This is a genomic window from Streptomyces sp. JLBG701 (assembly GCF_058544905.1).
On record NZ_CM178588.1, the window covers coordinates 10,141,623 to 10,157,226 of the forward strand.

The following is a 15,604-nucleotide window of genomic DNA, read 5'->3' on the forward strand; positions in this document are numbered from 1 at the left end:
CGAACTGGGAGACCACGGTGCGGATACCCACCGGAACCCTCGTCACGGCCTGCGCGCTCTCGGCGGCGCTCCTCGTCGCCGGCTGCGCCGCCGACGGCGACGGCGACCACGCCACGAAGTCGAGCGGGGAAAGCGGGGAAGGCGGAGAACTCTTCCTCCAGCCCGTCGCGGCCCAGGGGCCCGACCCCTTCACGGACTCCACGGCCGCCCGAACGCCGCGAGCGGCACCCTCCGCGCATCACGGGGCCCGGTCCGTCTCCGGTGAGACACCCGGCCTGTACGGAGGCGTCGAACGAGTCAGTAGCTGTGACGTCCAACGGCAGATCGGCCATCTCGGCGCCGACCAGGCCAAAGGTGAGGCCTTCGCCGGGGTCGAGGGCATCTCTCGATCCTCGATCCCCGGCTATTTGCGCGGCCTGACCCCGGTCGTCCTCCGTGCGGATACTCGCGTCACCAACCATGGGTTCAGCGGCGGCCGGGCCGTCGGCCGTCAGTCCGTCCTCCAGGCCGGCACCGCCGTTCTCGTCGACAACAGGGGTGTACCCCGTGTGCGCTGCGCCTGCGGCAACCCACTCAAGCCGCCCGCGACGATGCCGGGCACGCCGGGCACCAGCGGTCGCCCCTGGTCCGGCTACCGGCCCGCCCAGGTGATCGTCGTGAAGCCCTCGGCCCGGGTCATCACCCGCATCACGGTCATCAACGTCGTCAACAACACCTGGATCGAGCGGCGTATCGGCCACGACGTCCGTCACGACCACGTCGTACCGCCGCCGGTCCCGGTGATGCCGACCCCAAGTTCACCCAGCCCAAGCCCCAGCCCCAGCCCAAGCCCAAGCCCCAGCCCGGACGACAGTGAGTTCAGCGTCTTCCCGAGCGATGAGAGCCTCTTCCCGGAGGAGTCCCCTCGTGAGGCGCCTTCGGTGGACGAGTCGACCGCTCCCACTGATACGCCGCCGTGGACGGAGCCCGAGAGCTCCGAGATGCCCACGGTGGAGGAGTCCGAGTCACCCTTCGGCTCAGCGGAAGAGATCGGCCCCGAGACCGTCCCCGACACCCCGGACATCCCCGACGGGGGCGGGCTGATCCCGGATGAGAGTCCCGACGAGACCCCCGATGTGACCCCTGATGAGCCGGCCACCACAGACAGCATCTTCGGGAGCCCGACCGACGTCTTCGATGATTGAGCCGGAGCAGGTCAATAGTCGGCCCCGCCTCCCCGGTCGAGGAATCGGGCGAATCCTGGCAAAGTGGCCCCATGGTTGATCGGGGAGCGAGCGCCCTGTCACTCCCGGACGACTGGCCCGCCCACCCGGATCCGATCCTGGCGCTCAACCGCATGGGCAGCTTCGACTGGGACCTGGACAGCGGCCTGTTCCACATGGACGCCCAGGCCCACGAGGTGTTCGACCTGCGCCCCGACGAATACGACGGCCACCCCGAGAGCCTGGCCGTACGGGTCCCGCCGCCCGAGGGCTACCGGCTCGACGGCCTCGTCTCCCAGGCCATGAAGGACGGCAGCGAGAACTACGGCGCCTACTTCCGCATCCGCCGCCGGGACGGCACCCTGCGCTGGACCCACACCCAGGGCTACATCCGGCGCGACGAGACCGGTCGCCCCCGCCGGATCATCGGCATCGTCCGGGACGCCACCCAGGAGCTCAGCGACAGCGAGGCGCGCCGCGAACGGGCCGCCCAGGACGACGCCCGCCGTGAGCAGACCAACGTCGTCCAGCTCACCACGGCCGCCCTCGCGCACGCCCGCACCGTCCAGGACGTCATCGACGTCCTCAAGGACACCCACGGCCTCACCCACCTCGGTGCGACGAGCCTCGTCATGGGCCTGGTCGAGGCCGGCCGCATCCGCCTCGTCGCGGAGGGCCCGGCGGGCAGCTTCGTGCCCGGCACCGACGTCACCCGGATCGACGAGCCGTACCCGATGGGCGAGGTCGTCCGCACCCTCAGCCCGCGCTTCATCGAGTCCCCGGAGGAGTTCGCCGAGAGCTACCCGATCCTGTGGCCGCACATCACCGACCTGAACATCACCTCGGCCGCCTATCTGCCGCTCATCGTCCAGGCCCGTCCGATCGGCGCGATGGGCCTGCTCTACAGCGACCGGCGCGGCTTCACCGCCGAGGAGCGCAACGTCCTCGTCGCCCTCGGCAGCAGCATCGCGCAGAGCCTCCAGCGGGCCATGTTCTACGAACAGGAGAAGGACCTCGCCCAGGGCCTCCAGCAGGCCATGCTGCCGCGCTCCATCCCCAGCGTCCCGGGCGCCGACGTCGCCGTCCGCTACCGGGCCGCGTCGGTGGGCGGCCAGCTCGGCCGCGACATCGGCGGTGACTGGTACGACCTGATCCCTCTCCCCGGCGGCCGGGTCGGCGCCGTCATCGGCGATGTCCAGGGCCACGACACCCACGCCGCCGCCGTCATGGGCCAGCTGCGCATCGTGCTGCGCGCCTACGCCGCCGAGGGCCACACCCCCGCCACGGTGATGGCCCGCGCCTCCGTCTTCCTCGACGAACTCGACACCGACCGCTTCGCCACCTGCCTCTACGCCGAGGCCGACCTGTCCACCGGAGTGGTCCAGGTGGTCCGGGCCGGCCACATCGACCCGCTGGTGCGGCACACCGACGGGACCTGCCGCCGTGTCCCCGTCGAGGGCGGCCTGCCGCTCGGCCTGTCCGCCGAGTTCGGGCGCCTCGAATACCCGGTCGCCACGATCGAGCTCGACCCCGGCCAGACCCTGCTGCTGTGCACCGACGGCCTCGTCGAAACGCCCGGCGCCGACCTCGACGACGGCATGCGGACCCTCACCGCGATGATCGGCTCAGGACCGGACGACGTACGGGACCTCGCCGACTGCCTGATCGACGTGGCCGAGGAACGCGGGGGCGACGACGACGTGGCCCTGCTTCTGCTGCGCCGGCGCGCCCTGGAGGCACCGCAGTCCGGCGGCCGGCTCCAGCAGCACGTGGCACCCGGCGACCCCGAGGCCCTCACCGAGGCCCGGCACATGATCCGCGCCGCGGTCCGCGCCTGGGGCGCGCGCGAGCGCGCCGACGAGATCGAGCTGATCGCGGACGAACTGATCACCAACGTCCTGATGCACACCGAGGGCTCCGCGATCGTCACCCTCAGGGTCCTCACCGGCACCGGCCGACGGATGCGTGTCGAGGTCGAGGACTCCTCCAGCGCCCTGCCGCGCCGCCGCGAGGCGGGCGAGTCCGGCGTCTCCGGCCGCGGTCTGCTCCTCGTCGACCTGCTCAGCGACGTGTGGGGCGTGGAGGCGCGCGGCGGCGGCAAGTGCGTGTGGTGCGAGTTCGCGGTGCCGGAACGGAGCTGAGACCCACCGGACACCGTCGGCCCCGGATGGCACTCTGGACGTATGCCGGAACTACCCGAGGTGGAAGCGCTCAAGGACTTCCTCACCGAGCATCTCGTGGGCCACGAGATCGTGCGGGCACTGCCCGTCGCGATCAGCGTCCTGAAGACCTACGACCCTCCGCTCGCCTCCGTCGAGGGCCGCGAGGTCACCGCCGTGCACCGGCACGGCAAGTTTCTGGACCTGGAGACGGACGGCGGCCCGCACTTCGTGACCCACCTGGCCCGCGCGGGCTGGCTGCACTGGAAGGACAGGCTGCCGGACGGCCCGCCCAAGCCGGGCAAGGGACCCCTGGCGATGCGGATCGCGCTGGAGACCGGCGCGGGTTTCGACCTGACGGAGTACGGCACGCAGAAGCGGCTCGCGGTGTACGTCGTGGCGGATCCGCGCGAGGTGCTCGGTGTGGCCCGGCTCGGCCCCGATCCGCTGGCCGACGACTTCGACGTAGACGCTCTCGCCGAGCTGCTGACCGGGGAGCGACGGCAGCTCAAGGGCGCGCTGCGCGACCAGAGTCTGATCGCGGGGGTGGGGAACGCGTACAGCGACGAGATCCTGCACGCGGCGCGGATGTCGCCCTTCAAGCCGACCTCGTCACTGACTCCCGAGGAGACCCGGCGGCTGTACGAGGCGCTGCGCACGACGCTCACCGAGGCGGTCGAGCGGTCCAGGGGCCTGGCGGCCGGACGTCTGAAGGCGGAGAAGAAGAGCGGCCTGCGGGTGCACGGCAAGACCGGGGAACCCTGCCCGGTGTGCGGCGACACCATCCGCGAGGTGTCCTTCAGCGACTCCTCACTGCAGTACTGCCCGACGTGTCAGACGGGCGGGAAACCGCTGGCGGACCGCAGAATGTCGAAGCTGCTTAAGTAGCGGGCGTCCCTGAGGAGTCGGTCGGCTAGTCCGAGTTGAGCGTCACCAGATGCTCGCCCTTGGCCGTCCGCACCTCGTAGCGGGCGATCTCCGAGGGGTGCATCGCCGCGCCGCCCTCCATGGTGTTCGGGCGGGCGTCGTGGTCGGGCACGGTCCAGCTGGTCACGGTCTCCTCCGTGCCGTCCTTGCCGATGGCGATCAGCCGGCAGGAGCGGGGGCCCGCCCCGTCCTTGATCTTCAGCATGACGTGGCTGCCGGAGACCTCGTTCTCGGCCGTGACCTGGGCCCACACTCCCGACCGTTCATCGGTCGCCGTGAGCCGCACGGCCTGCTCTCCCGGTCCGGCCAGGACCGCGATCGCGGGCCCGCCGACGGCGACCGCCACCGACGCGGCCACGGCGTACAGCACCCGCCTGCGCCGGACCCGGTGCCGCGCCGCCACCTCGCCGAGGAGCCGGTCGAGGAGCCGGGGACCGGGCTGGGCGAACGGGTGCACCGCGCGGGGTGTGGCCCGCCGGTACAGCATCAACTGGCGGGCGGCGGGCCCGAACTCGGTCACGTGTGCCGCACACTGGGGGCACTCCATGAGGTGGTCCTCGAAGCGGAAGGCCTCCGCCTCGTCCAGCACGCCGAGCGCGTACGCGCCGACGTCGCGATGCCTTTCCAGGGACCTCATGCCGAATCCTCGTGCCGTTGGGTGCGGGTGGGGTTACTCGTTGCTCCCACCGGTACGCACCGGACAGCGGAATCACTCAAGCCCCATACAGAATCGAGACCAAGGGATTCGGAGCGGCTCGGCCCGCGGATTGGTCCGATTCTAAAAAAGATGGATGGCGAGATGTCCCAGCGGCAGACCGAGCTGCCAGGCCGGTGTCCACACCTTCGGCCCGTCGTCCTCGCCGAAGACCGCGGCGCCGCCCGGCACCGCGTCCAGGTCGGGCGCGAGCAGCTCGGTCTCCTCCAGCCAGCGCCAGGCCGCCGCGGCCAGCTCCAAGTCCGGTGCGGGCCCGCCGGATTCGGCGGCCTCGGCCGCCAGCCCCGCCATGCGCTCACGCACCCAGTCCTGCCACGGCTGGTCGTAGGCCGTCAGCGACAGCCAGGTCTCCAGCTGGGTGACCACCCGGATCCCGGACAGCTCGCCGTCGGTGTCGGAAAGGAAAATGGTCAACGCCAGGGCATCCCGCCCGGCGCGGAACTCGAAGGACGTCGGCGGCATCAGATCGCCCGTCCGCAGCAGTTCGTCCGCGATGTACTCGGCGTACAACCACGCCATGGGGACGGTCAGTTCACCGCCGCCGGTGCCGTCCGTGCTCTCCTGACCTCTGTGCAGCATCCCTTCCTGCCTTCCTCCGGTGCGTGCGCGTCGCCCGACCCCGGGCCCCAGTCCGGAACACGGATGAAGACAGCTGATTGCTCAATCATGGTCCTCAGCAAGGCGCTTTACGGAGGTTTGACTTACCCATTGGTTTCACCGCAGGTCGGCCGCATATCCCGGAAGTACCCGGCGCAGGGCGCGCAGCGCGTAGTACGCGCGAGACTTCACGGTACCGGGCGGAATCCCGAGTGCCTCCGCGGCCTCCGCCACACTCGCCCCGTGGAAGTACACGAGCACCAATACGTCACGGTGCTCCGGAGTGAGTGTCTTCACAGCCTCGCGCACATCGAGGGCCGCCGCCGCCCGCTCGGCGTGGTCGGCGATCACCCGCGCGTTCTCCAGGACCGCGTCCCCGACCTCCGCCGGACGCGCCTGCCGGGCCCGCCGCGCGTCTATGGCGAGCCGCCGTCCCACCGTCATCAGCCACGGCCGTACGGAGTCGAAGTCGTCGGCGCGCAGCGCCTCGGGATGCTGCCAGGCGCGTACGAGCGTCTCCTGCACGAGGTCCTCGGCGCGTTGCCGGTCGCCGTCACACAGCCGGAGCAGTAACGCGAAGAGGGGCCGGCCGTGCTCGCGCTGCAGTGCGGCGAGCTCGTGCTCGGCGGTCGTCCCGTTCGTGAGGGTGGTTCCGGCCGTCATGGCCGTATGGCATCGCAGGGCGCTCCCCGGGGACAGGGCACTCACAAGGATCTGCGGCGGACGGTCGATCGCGTCGACGAACGGTGAGACGAACGGTTCCCTCCGCATCGTTCTCGCACCCCGGAAGGGTTAGGGAGTGGTTCCGGTTGTTTGGGGCGCTGTGCGGATTCGTATTGATTCTTCAGTAAATACGACCGCATCGGGGTGAAGTGATGATCGCACGCAGGCACCAGCTGGCCCTGGCCCTGACCGCCGTTCTCGCCGCGGGTGCCGCCTGCCAGGCGCAGGACCAGGGCCCGCCCACGCGGACCGGACGTCCGGCCCCGTCCGCCACCGGACCCCGGGGCTTCACGCTCGTCGCCTCGGGCGACGTCCTGCCGCACAGCTCGATCATCGACCGGGCGCGCTTCGACGCGGGCGGCAACGGCTACGACTTCCGGCCGATGCTCGCCGACATCCAGCCCGTCGTGTCCCGCGCCGATGTGGCGCTGTGTCACATGGAGACCGTGTACGGCGCGGACGGCGACTACACCGGCTACCCCACCTTCAAGTCCCCGCCCGAGGTCGCCGCGGGCCTCGCCGCCACCGGCTACGACGGCTGCTCCACCGCCTCCAACCACACGCTGGACGACGGAGCGGCGGGCATCCAGCGCACCCTGGACGCCCTCGACCGGGCCGGTGTGCGCCACGCGGGGTCGGCGCGCTCGGATGCCGAGGCGCGCACCGTCACCGTGCTGCGTGCGGGCCCGGCGCGGGTCGCCCATCTCGCCTACACGTACGGCACGAACGGCTTCCCCCTCCCGGCGGATCAGCCCTGGGCCGTCAACCTGATCGACGAGAACCGGATCCTGGCGGACGCCCGGGCCGCCCGCCAGGCGGGCGCCGACGTGGTCGTCGTATCCCTGCACTGGGGCACCGAATGGCAGGACGCGCCCGACGAGCAGCAACTGACCCTGGCCCAGCGGCTCACCGCCTCCCGCACCGGCGACCGCCCGGACATCGACCTCATCCTCGGCACCCACGCCCACATCCCGCAGGCCTACGAGAAGGTCAACGGCACCTGGGTGATCTACGGCATGGGCGACCAGATCGCCGGCGAGATGACCAACTACCAGGGCGTCCAGGACCCGCGGGGCAACCAGAGCACCCTGGGCCGCTTCACCTTCACCCCGCCCGCCCGGCCCGGCGGCCGCTGGGAGGTCACGAAGGCCGAGTTCGTCCCACAGCTCTTCGACGTCGACGCCGGCCAGGTGGTCAACCTCAACGAGGCGCTCGCCCAGGGCGCCGAGGTACGCGGCGTGCGCGACCGGATCCGGGAGGTCGTGCTCAGCCGGGGCGCCGCGAAGGACGGGCTGCTGATGGGGGAGTAGCGCCGGAACACGGTCAGTCCACGTCGACGTGCTCGAACGTCCTCAGCATCTCCCTCAGCACCCGCACGCAGGCCTGTACCTCGGCGTCGGTGAGATCGCCGCCGACCTGGCGATTGAGGGTGTGCTCGCGGTCGAGGACGGTGGCGATGAGCGCCCGGCCCTCCTCGGTGATCCGGATCAGCGACGAGCGCTGGTGCGCGGGATTCGGGATGCTCTCGACCCATCCGCGCGCCGCCGCGTCATTGACCATGCGCTGCACGAACTGCCGGCTCAGTGCCTGGATACGCGCCAGCTGCGGGACCGTCATGTCCCCGTACCTGCGCAGCAGATCCAGCAGGGAGCGCACGCCGACGGAGGCGCCCTCGATCTCTTCCGCCTGCTCCAGCTTGCGCAGGGCGCGCCGGTAGAGCGGGCCGATCAGGTCGAAGACCTCGGTGAGACGCAGACCGAGTTCGTCGGGAGGGAGAGGGCTGCCGGTGTCGTTCACGCACTCATCATGACACCTGGGTTGCCAAAGTCAGCCAGGATGACACCTTGGTTGTCATGACTGCTGCTTCGGAACTGAAGTACTTCGCCTCGGCCGACGGCGACCTCGCCTACCGCGACATCGGCGCCGGGGACCTCGTCGTCCTGCTCCACTCCGGATACGTCGACCACCGGGTCTGGAACGACCAGATTCCGGCCCTCGCGGGCGCGTTCCGCGTGATCGCCCCGGACGCCCGCGGCCACGGATCCTCCGCCAACGCGACCCGGCCCTTCCGCTGGGCCGACGACCTCGCAGGTCTGCTGCGCCACCTCGACGCGGGGCCCGCGGTCCTCGTCGGCCTGTCGATGGGCGGTGTGATCGCCACCGACACCGTCCTGGAGCACCCGGAAGTCGTCCGCGCGGTGGTCACCTGCGGGGCGGCGACCGGCGACTTCCGGTACACGGATCCCTGGATCCAGGAGATCCAGGCCGAGTACGCCCGCACGCTGGGCGCCGGGGACATCGAGGGCTGGCTCAGGGCCTTCGTGCGGGTCGTTCCCGGCGAGCACCGCCCCCTCGACGACATCGACCCAAAGATCCCGCTCCGGCTCCGGGAGATGGCCCTGGGCACGATCTCCAAGCACACGCCCGACGAGAAGGACTGGCTCGTCCCCGTGACCGACTCCTGGAGCCGGGCGCCGGGGATCGACGTCCCCGTCCTCACCCTCAACGGCACCCTCGAACCCGCCGAGATGATCGCCGCGGCCGACCGACTCGCCGACACGGTCCCGGATGGCCGGTCCCAGACCATCGAGGGCGTCGGCCACTATCCGAACCTGGAGAAACCCGACGACTTCAACAAGGCCTTGCTCGGCTTCCTCCAGACTCTCTGATCCCTACGGCACCACGGTCACCGGCCAGCGCCCCGCCTTCACCAGCCGGATCGCGACGGAACCGACGATCCGGTGGCCGGCCTGCTCGGACGCGCCCACGATCACGGCGTCGGCCTTGAGTTCGTCGGCCGCCTTCACCAGGCCGTTGTACGGGTCGCCGCGGAACGTGTGGAACTCCCAGCGCACATCGAATATCCCCTTGACGCGCTCGGCCGCGTCCCGGATCTGCGCGATGAGGTCCTCGGCGATCGCGTCAGTGGTCTCCGCGACCGGCGCCCCGAACGCGGCGCCCGCTGCCATCACCGGCTGCACGTACACGACGGCGAGCAGCGCGTGCTGCCGCCGGGCCAGGCCACCGGCGTACGAGGCGGCGCGCAGCGAGGAGTCGGAGCCGTCCACTCCGACCACGATGACCTTGGGCCCGTCCGTGCCCCGCTCGAACTTGGTGCTGTGCTGTTCCGTCACGGCTGCGAGGCTATCGGAACCCGCAGGTCCGATGGCCGGGCCAGGTCGGCCGACGAGCGGGCCCTGCCTACGCCGGGCGGGTGTTTTCCTGCCGCCGCACCGGTGCTACAGGGGTGCGGCGGCCCGCTGCCGGGCGACTGATGAGTCATGAAGAAGGATCAGTTGCTCACGCGGCGTGGGGCGTTGGTCGCCGGCGTCGCCGTTCTGGGGGCGGCGGGAGCGGCCGGCACGGCAGCGCTGCTCACCGCGGGACCGTCCGACACCGCGGCACGGTCCACCGCCCCGGCGGCGGGCCCGCAGGCACACCGCGCGCTCAAGCCCTCCGCCTACCGACTCCAGCCCCTCACCGGATACGGCCCGCTCCGCACCGCGCCGGCCCGCCCCCTGGTCCGGCGCGAACCCTTCCTGCGCATGTCCGGCCGCGGCCGCACCATGGTGCTGACCTTCGACGACGGACCCGACCCCCGCTACACCCCGGAAATCCTGCAGACCCTGCGCGAGTACGACGTCCGCGCGATGTTCTTCGTGTGCGGGGAGATGGCCGTGGACAACAAGGACCTGCTGGCGGAGATGGCCGACGACGGACACATCGTCGGCAACCACACCTGGTCCCATCCACTGCTGACCCGGCTGAGCCGGGGCCGGATCCGCTCCGAGATGGAACGCACCTGCGACGTCATCGAGGAGGCCTACGGCGAACGGCCGGCCTGGTTCCGCGCGCCCTACGGAGCCTGGAACCGCGCGGCCTTCCAACTCGGCGCCGAACTGGGCATGGAGCCACTGGCCTGGACCGTCGACACGCTCGACTGGACCACCCCCGGTGCCCGCACGATCGTCGACCGGGTCGAGGACGGCGCCGCCCCCGGTGTCGTGGTGCTCTCGCACGACGCCGGGGGCGACCGCTCGCAGAGTGTGCGGGCGCTGCGCGACTATCTGCCGCAACTGCTGGAAACCGGCTATCACATCACCGTCCCGCGACGGCAGCGCGCCTGACCGGAAATCCGACGGGCTCTCGCCCGCCCGGCCGGGGAACGCTCAGCGGACCTCGGCCAGGCGGGCGAACACGACGACGTTCCCGTCGTAGCCGTTCTGTTTGGAGAATCCGCCCCCGCAGGTGATCACCCGCAATTCCGGGGTGCCCTTGGAACGGTATACACGGTCTCCGGGGAAATCGTTCTTCTCGAAGACCTCGATGCCGTAGATCTCGAACACGGCGGTCTTTCCGTCCTGGCGCGTCACCTCGACGCGACTTCCCTTCTTGAGGGCCCCGAGTCCGTAGAACACGGCGGGGCCCTGTTTGTTGTCCACATGGCCGACTACGACCGCGGTGCCCTTTTCGCCGGGGGAGACCGCGCCGGTGAACCAGCCCGCCAGATTCGGGTCCTCCGGCGGCGGAGCGCCGACCCACCCTTCCGCGTCCAGGCCGACCGGCATGACGGGCGCGTCGACCTGGATGGACGGAATCCTGACGCGGTCGACCACGGAGTACGGCAGCGGGTCCGGGGCTTTCGCGAAGGTGCCGATGCCGGTGCGGCTGTCCGCGGCGGCCGCCGAGGCGGGCTGTGGGGGCCCGATGTCGAACTCCCCCGATCCATTCCGAATGAGCGCGAGGCCGGTCAGCAGAACAAGCGCTATCACGCCCCAAGGAGCGCGCTTCTTCCGCTGCTCCTCCTCTTCCGCTTCGAACAGCTCGGACGCAGACATTCGTCATCCCCTCTCGACGCGGCCGTCGCCGCGTCAATCGCGCATACGAGAACGCTAAGTCCCGCGCGTGAAACCGGCGACGGGGCAGCAGCGAACGGGTGGCCCCGCCTTCATTCGGTGAGCCATCCGAGTTGCCGATGGCAGGAATTTTCTGACGGTCCGTGACCTGCGGCAATATCCGATTGTGAGGTTATTTCCCGGCGTGTCGTCTCACCGGTACGGACCATTCCCGAAATGCGGGCGCGTGCACGGCATCTGAGGGTCTGTCTGGGAGGCGTTTTCTCGCCGATCGACCGGGGACGGTTCCCGGGGCGCCTTCCGCGGAGGAAGACATGCGTACTACTCGTGCACTGGCGGTCGCCGGCGCCGCGGTCGCAGCTCTGGGGCTCGCCGCCCCCGCGGCCGTCGCCCGGGACGGCATGAGCGCCAGCCCGAGCAACATCGTCGCCCTGCCCAGCGTGATCGCCCGCGGTGGACAGCTGACCGTGACGGTCGACGGATGCATCAACGGCGCCACCGCGACCTCGCCGGCGTTCAACTCCCCTGCGACCCTGACCCCCGTCGGCGGCACGGGCACGACGTCGAGCGGAACGGCCACCGTCAGCTCGACGGCCCGACCGGGCTCGTACAGCATCACCGTCCGCTGCCAGAACGGGAGCACGCTGACCCGTGACTCGGCCTTCACCGTCATCGGCGGTGTCCGCGGCGGTCTCGGCGGCAGCAGTTCCACCGGGGCGACGCCGACCGACATGGCCATCGGCGGCGGTCTCGTTGCCGCGGCCGTCATCGGCGGCGGGGTGTTCTGGATGCGCCGCCGCTCGGAGAGGCGGATCTGACCTGCCGCAACCAGCAGTAGAGAGAGATCTCTTCCCTTCGGAGAACGCACGTCACAGGCCTTCGCCCCGGTCCCTCGACGGACCGGGGCGAAGGCCTGTGCGGGTGGTGGGGCGGTGCGGTCAGGCGTCGTCCTCGCCGGTCCGGCGACGCGAGAAGTGGTACGCCGCACCGATCGAGCCCGCGATGAGCGCGGCCCCGACTCCGATCTCCTTGAGGTCGAAGCCGGCGACGCTGCCGCCCTCACCGGCGTGAACACCCCGGGGCGGAATGGGGACCGGTGTGGGATTGATCGGGCGGCCGCTGGCGATGGTCAGGTCCGTGGAGCCGCTCGCGCCGTCACAGCTGAACGTCACCTGGTACACCGCTCCCGGTCTGGCGTCCCAGTCGACCATGGCCGTGGCCGACGATCTGCCGGACGGGATGGAGACCGTGTCGAAGACCCCGGACGACACCGTGGCCGTGCCCCTGCAGCCGCCGTGACGGTCCAGTTGCAGGGTGACCTGTCCGCCCGCCGCGATGGTGGACGGCAGCACACTGAAGCCGAACGGCGTGATGTTGCCGTCGCCGCTCGCGACGGCGGCCGGAGCGGAGATGGCGAGGGCGCTGACGCCCAGCAGTGCGGCCGAAGCGACGCGTATCGCTCGCATGGTGAATCCTCCGGGTCCCCGAGGAGCAGCCGCGGACTTTTTTCCGCTTGCGCCAGAAATGCACCTCGATGAACGAAACGTTAGGAAGATCCGCACAGCTGCGCGATCGCTGTCGCGCAAATGGGGCAAGTGTTTGGGCCACTCAGGGGACGGCCGCGGCGTGTCGAGCGTCCCCCGGCCGCCTCTTCGGTGAGGAACCGTCAGCCGTTGATGCCCGGGAAGAGGTTCAGGAACGGTTCCGACGATGCCGTGATGCCCCGGCTGTAGGGGGCGTCGAAGTCCCAGATCAGGAAGAGCAGGAAGGCGATCAGCGCCGAGAAGAGCCCGGCGAGGATCATCTCCCGCGCCGTACGGCGGATCTGCAGCGCGAAGACCATGCCGATGGTGATCACGCCTCCGGCCAGCAGCCCGAACCACACCACGTTGGGCATGGTCGCCCCGGTCGAGTTCGCGCGGGCGGTGCGCGCCTGGTCGGCGGCGGCCACCTGGTCGACGAGCGGCTGGTACGCCTGGGCCTCGAAGTCCGTTCGCGGCTCGTAGTCGGTGACGTCCTGGCGGATCCGGTCGAGGAGCTCGGACCCGCGCTCGGTGACCTTCCCCTGGTCGGCCATCGTCTTCCACTCGGTGTTCACGACGTGTCCGACATAGGCGTTGACATCGGCCCGAATCCGGTCACGGGCGTCGGGCGGGTAGACCCGGACGCGCTCCGAGATCTCGTGCAACGCCTGCGCCTCCGCCTGGACGTGGTCCTGGGCGACACTGCGGGCCTCCCAGACGCCGGCGATGGCCAGCCCCAGGACGATGGCGTAGACCACGCCGATCCACATCGTCATGTACTCGATGACGTCCGGGGTCTCGGAGGGGTCCTCGTCCTCGGCGGCCGTGCGGTGCCGTACGAACGTGATGATGACCACCACGACGCAGGCGGCCGACATCGCGAGGGTGAGAACAAGCCATTCCGACAAGAAGTGCCTCCAGGGATCAGCGCGGACGGAGCGCGGCTACGGCCACCACCGCGGGGACGGTGATGAGCAGGACGAAGGTGAGCGGTGAGGTGCCGCCGTTCGAGGGCCGCTTGAGCGGCTGGGCGTGATAGCGCGGATAGGTCACCGGGGACGCCGAAGGGTGCGGACTGGGCGTCGGTGTCGGTGCCGGTGTCCGCGATGGAGTCGGTGTCGGAGTGGGCGGTGGAGGGGGCGTCGGCCGAGGGAGGGGCGCGGCCGGCTGCGGCGCCGGCGGGGGCGTCGGCTCGGGGGGCGGCGTGGGCCTCGGTTTAGGGGGCGGCGTCGGTGTGGGTGTGGGTGTGGGCTTCGGAGTCGGCGTGGGCGTGGGCGTGGGCGTGGGTGTCGGAGTAGGGGTGGGAGTCGGGGTCGGTGTCGGCGAGGGGCATGGCGGGTGGGAGGGCCAGGTGAGGTCTCCGGCGACCGCCACGGCCTCCAAGCCGTCCGGGCCCGTCGAGGCGTACGCGCAGGCGTCGGCCACCGCCACCCCGGCCGGTGCGGCGACGAGGAGCCAGGTCAGTGTCACCAAGGCCAAAACCCGTATGGCGAGGGCGGAATGGGTCGATTCGGGTCCATGCGCGACGGAGATCATGAGCCCTCGCGCGCCGGCCCGCGCCCGAGTGCAGGCCGATTGACCCGAACGAGGGAAAACGGAGTGCGGCGGTTTGATCTGCCGTCGGGCTCTCGCGGATTGCGACGGGTGGCACAGGTGATGGCACAGGTTTCGGAAAGAAATTTGCGGGGCGGTTGAACACAACCAGTGCCCCCACGCGTACCTAGTGCCGTGATGCGGTGCAGTAGGGCGCTGCAACACCCTTGCGAATATGGGGAGTTGACGATGAAGACGTCCTGGCGAAGCGCCTCACTCGTGGCTAGCGGTGTGGCTGTGCTGGCGCTGACGACGGCGTGCGGTCAGGAGAACGCGACCACGCCTTCTTCGGCGGCGCAGAATGTGGGTGCCACGGCCGCGGCCGGTGGTTACGGAGGTGTGGGCACCGGTGTCGGCAGTGGTGTCGGGTCCGGGACGGGGGCCTCGGCCAGCCCGACGGCCGCTGCCGCGGGTGAACTGAACGTCGCCACCAACGCTGAGCTCGGCAAGGTGCTCACCGACGGCACCGGTCTTACCCTTTACCGCTTCGACCAGGACACCGCCGAGCCGCCGAAGTCGAACTGTGACGGCGACTGCGCCACGACCTGGCCGCCCGTTCCCGCGGACGACGCCACGGCCGGCGAGGGCATCGACAAGGCCCTGCTCGGCGAGGTCACCAGGGCCGACGGCACCAAGCAGCTGACGATCGCCGGCTGGCCGGCGTACCGCTATGCGAAGGACGTGAACGCCGGGGACGTCAACGGCCAGGGTGTGGGCGGCAAGTGGTACGCCCTCGCGCCCACCGGCAAGAAGGCGACCCTCGCGGACCTGCCCGGCCTTTCGACCCGCGAGGACCCCACCCTCGGCGAGATCGTCGTCGACAAGAACGGCATGACCGTCTACCGCTTCATGAAGGACGAGGCCTGGCCCAAGCCCGTGTCGGCCTGCGAAGGCGCCTGCCTGGAGAAGTGGCCGGCGGTCTCCCCCGTGGCCACCAACGACACCAAGGGCGTCGTGAAGAAGGGCCTGATGAGCTTCACCCGGCCTGACGGCGTCAAGCAGCAGACGGTCAACTGCTGGCCGATCTACACCTTCTCCGGTGACAAGGCCGCCGGAGACACCAACGGTCAGGGCGTCGGCGGCACTTGGTATGCCGTGGCCCCCGACGGCAAGCCGGTCGGCGCGCCGGCAGAGTAGTAAGTGCTGCCGGAAGAAGGAACAGAGCAGCGCGCGCGACCGCCCGGTCCGTCCCCTCCGCACCGCACGGAGGGGGCGGGCCGCTTTGCCGTTTCCCCGCTCGGCCGTTTCGGCGCAATTCCACCGGAACTCCTACTGCCTTCTCACACACGTCAATTGGGCACGTGCCGCA

Annotated in this window: 18 protein-coding genes; 9 read left to right on the forward strand and 9 right to left on the reverse strand. The window is 70.5% G+C overall.

Annotated features, from left to right (window positions below):
- Positions 1-17 precede the first annotated feature (17 nt).
- The 3 genes from AC5DRG_RS46325 (at position 18) to AC5DRG_RS46335 (ending at position 4,249) form a co-directional block, all read left to right on the forward strand.
- Positions 18-1,184: a DUF6777 domain-containing protein gene (locus tag AC5DRG_RS46325; protein ID WP_491806315.1), complete on the forward strand. Its 1,167-nt coding sequence runs from the start codon at positions 18-20 to the stop codon at positions 1,182-1,184.
- A gap of 71 nt (positions 1,185-1,255) precedes the next feature.
- A complete protein-coding gene (locus tag AC5DRG_RS46330) occupies positions 1,256-3,343 on the forward strand; it encodes a SpoIIE family protein phosphatase (protein WP_491806316.1) in 2,088 nt (695 codons plus the stop codon).
- A gap of 42 nt (positions 3,344-3,385) precedes the next feature.
- Positions 3,386-4,249: an Fpg/Nei family DNA glycosylase gene (locus tag AC5DRG_RS46335; RefSeq protein ID WP_491806317.1), complete on the forward strand. Its 864-nt coding sequence runs from the start codon at positions 3,386-3,388 to the stop codon at positions 4,247-4,249.
- Between the two features lie 25 nt (positions 4,250-4,274).
- Here the strand turns inward: AC5DRG_RS46335 and AC5DRG_RS46340 are convergent, their stop codons facing one another.
- The 3 genes from AC5DRG_RS46340 to AC5DRG_RS46350 all read right to left on the reverse strand — a co-directional run bounded on the left by AC5DRG_RS46340 (position 4,275) and on the right by AC5DRG_RS46350 (position 6,263).
- Positions 4,275-4,925 carry a zf-HC2 domain-containing protein gene (locus AC5DRG_RS46340; RefSeq protein ID WP_491806318.1) on the reverse strand — a complete coding sequence of 217 codons (651 nt, stop codon included), beginning with the start codon at positions 4,923-4,925 and terminating at the stop codon, positions 4,275-4,277.
- A 141-nt stretch (positions 4,926-5,066) separates the two neighbouring features.
- Complete coding sequence (locus AC5DRG_RS46345) at positions 5,067-5,582, reverse strand: hypothetical protein (protein WP_491806319.1); 516 nt, start codon at positions 5,580-5,582, stop codon at positions 5,067-5,069.
- Positions 5,583-5,717: 135 nt separating this feature from the next.
- Positions 5,718-6,263: a sigma-70 family RNA polymerase sigma factor gene (locus tag AC5DRG_RS46350; RefSeq protein ID WP_491806320.1), complete on the reverse strand. Its 546-nt coding sequence runs from the start codon at positions 6,261-6,263 to the stop codon at positions 5,718-5,720.
- Between the two features lie 212 nt (positions 6,264-6,475).
- Here AC5DRG_RS46350 and AC5DRG_RS46355 point away from each other — a divergent pair, with 212 nt between their 5' ends.
- A complete protein-coding gene (locus tag AC5DRG_RS46355) occupies positions 6,476-7,633 on the forward strand; it encodes a CapA family protein (protein ID WP_491806321.1) in 1,158 nt (385 codons plus the stop codon).
- A 13-nt stretch (positions 7,634-7,646) separates the two neighbouring features.
- Here the strand turns inward: AC5DRG_RS46355 and AC5DRG_RS46360 are convergent, their stop codons facing one another.
- On the reverse strand, positions 7,647-8,120 hold the full coding sequence (locus AC5DRG_RS46360; RefSeq protein ID WP_491806322.1) for a MarR family winged helix-turn-helix transcriptional regulator: 474 nt from the start codon (positions 8,118-8,120) through the stop codon (positions 7,647-7,649).
- 56 nt (positions 8,121-8,176) lie between these two features.
- Between AC5DRG_RS46360 and AC5DRG_RS46365 the strand changes: the two genes are divergently transcribed.
- Positions 8,177-8,992, forward strand: coding sequence for an alpha/beta fold hydrolase (locus AC5DRG_RS46365; RefSeq protein WP_491806323.1), 816 nt, complete (start codon positions 8,177-8,179; stop codon positions 8,990-8,992).
- Positions 8,993-8,995: 3 nt separating this feature from the next.
- On the opposite strand, the gene AC5DRG_RS46370 is transcribed toward AC5DRG_RS46365, so the two are convergent.
- Positions 8,996-9,457 (reverse strand): universal stress protein, encoded by a 462-nt coding sequence (locus AC5DRG_RS46370; RefSeq protein WP_491806324.1) that lies wholly within the window; start codon positions 9,455-9,457, stop codon positions 8,996-8,998.
- 147 nt (positions 9,458-9,604) lie between these two features.
- Between AC5DRG_RS46370 and AC5DRG_RS46375 the strand changes: the two genes are divergently transcribed.
- Positions 9,605-10,450 (forward strand): polysaccharide deacetylase family protein, encoded by an 846-nt coding sequence (locus AC5DRG_RS46375; protein WP_491806325.1) that lies wholly within the window; start codon positions 9,605-9,607, stop codon positions 10,448-10,450.
- 42 nt (positions 10,451-10,492) lie between these two features.
- Here AC5DRG_RS46375 and AC5DRG_RS46380 read toward each other — a convergent pair whose 3' ends face one another.
- Entirely contained in the window at positions 10,493-11,161 is a 669-nt protein-coding gene (locus AC5DRG_RS46380) for a class F sortase (protein WP_491806326.1), read from the reverse strand.
- Positions 11,162-11,493: 332 nt separating this feature from the next.
- Between AC5DRG_RS46380 and AC5DRG_RS46385 the strand changes: the two genes are divergently transcribed.
- On the forward strand, positions 11,494-11,997 hold the full coding sequence (locus tag AC5DRG_RS46385) for a hypothetical protein (RefSeq protein ID WP_491806327.1): 504 nt from the start codon (positions 11,494-11,496) through the stop codon (positions 11,995-11,997).
- Positions 11,998-12,117: 120 nt separating this feature from the next.
- On the opposite strand, the gene AC5DRG_RS46390 is transcribed toward AC5DRG_RS46385, so the two are convergent.
- From AC5DRG_RS46390 to AC5DRG_RS46400, 3 genes are all read right to left on the reverse strand, one after another.
- Positions 12,118-12,645 carry a hypothetical protein gene (locus AC5DRG_RS46390; RefSeq protein ID WP_491806328.1) on the reverse strand — a complete coding sequence of 176 codons (528 nt, stop codon included), beginning with the start codon at positions 12,643-12,645 and terminating at the stop codon, positions 12,118-12,120.
- Positions 12,646-12,845: 200 nt separating this feature from the next.
- Complete coding sequence (locus AC5DRG_RS46395; protein WP_491806329.1) at positions 12,846-13,610, reverse strand: bestrophin-like domain; 765 nt, start codon at positions 13,608-13,610, stop codon at positions 12,846-12,848.
- A gap of 16 nt (positions 13,611-13,626) precedes the next feature.
- On the reverse strand, positions 13,627-13,755 hold the full coding sequence (locus tag AC5DRG_RS46400; RefSeq protein ID WP_491806330.1) for a hypothetical protein: 129 nt from the start codon (positions 13,753-13,755) through the stop codon (positions 13,627-13,629).
- 298 nt (positions 13,756-14,053) lie between these two features.
- Between AC5DRG_RS46400 and AC5DRG_RS46405 the strand changes: the two genes are divergently transcribed.
- Positions 14,054-14,281, forward strand: a complete 228-nt coding sequence (locus tag AC5DRG_RS46405) for a hypothetical protein (protein WP_491806331.1) — start codon at positions 14,054-14,056, stop codon at positions 14,279-14,281.
- Between the two features lie 203 nt (positions 14,282-14,484).
- Positions 14,485-15,432: an SCO0930 family lipoprotein gene (locus AC5DRG_RS46410; RefSeq protein ID WP_491806332.1), complete on the forward strand. Its 948-nt coding sequence runs from the start codon at positions 14,485-14,487 to the stop codon at positions 15,430-15,432.
- Positions 15,433-15,604: the final 172 nt, after the last annotated feature.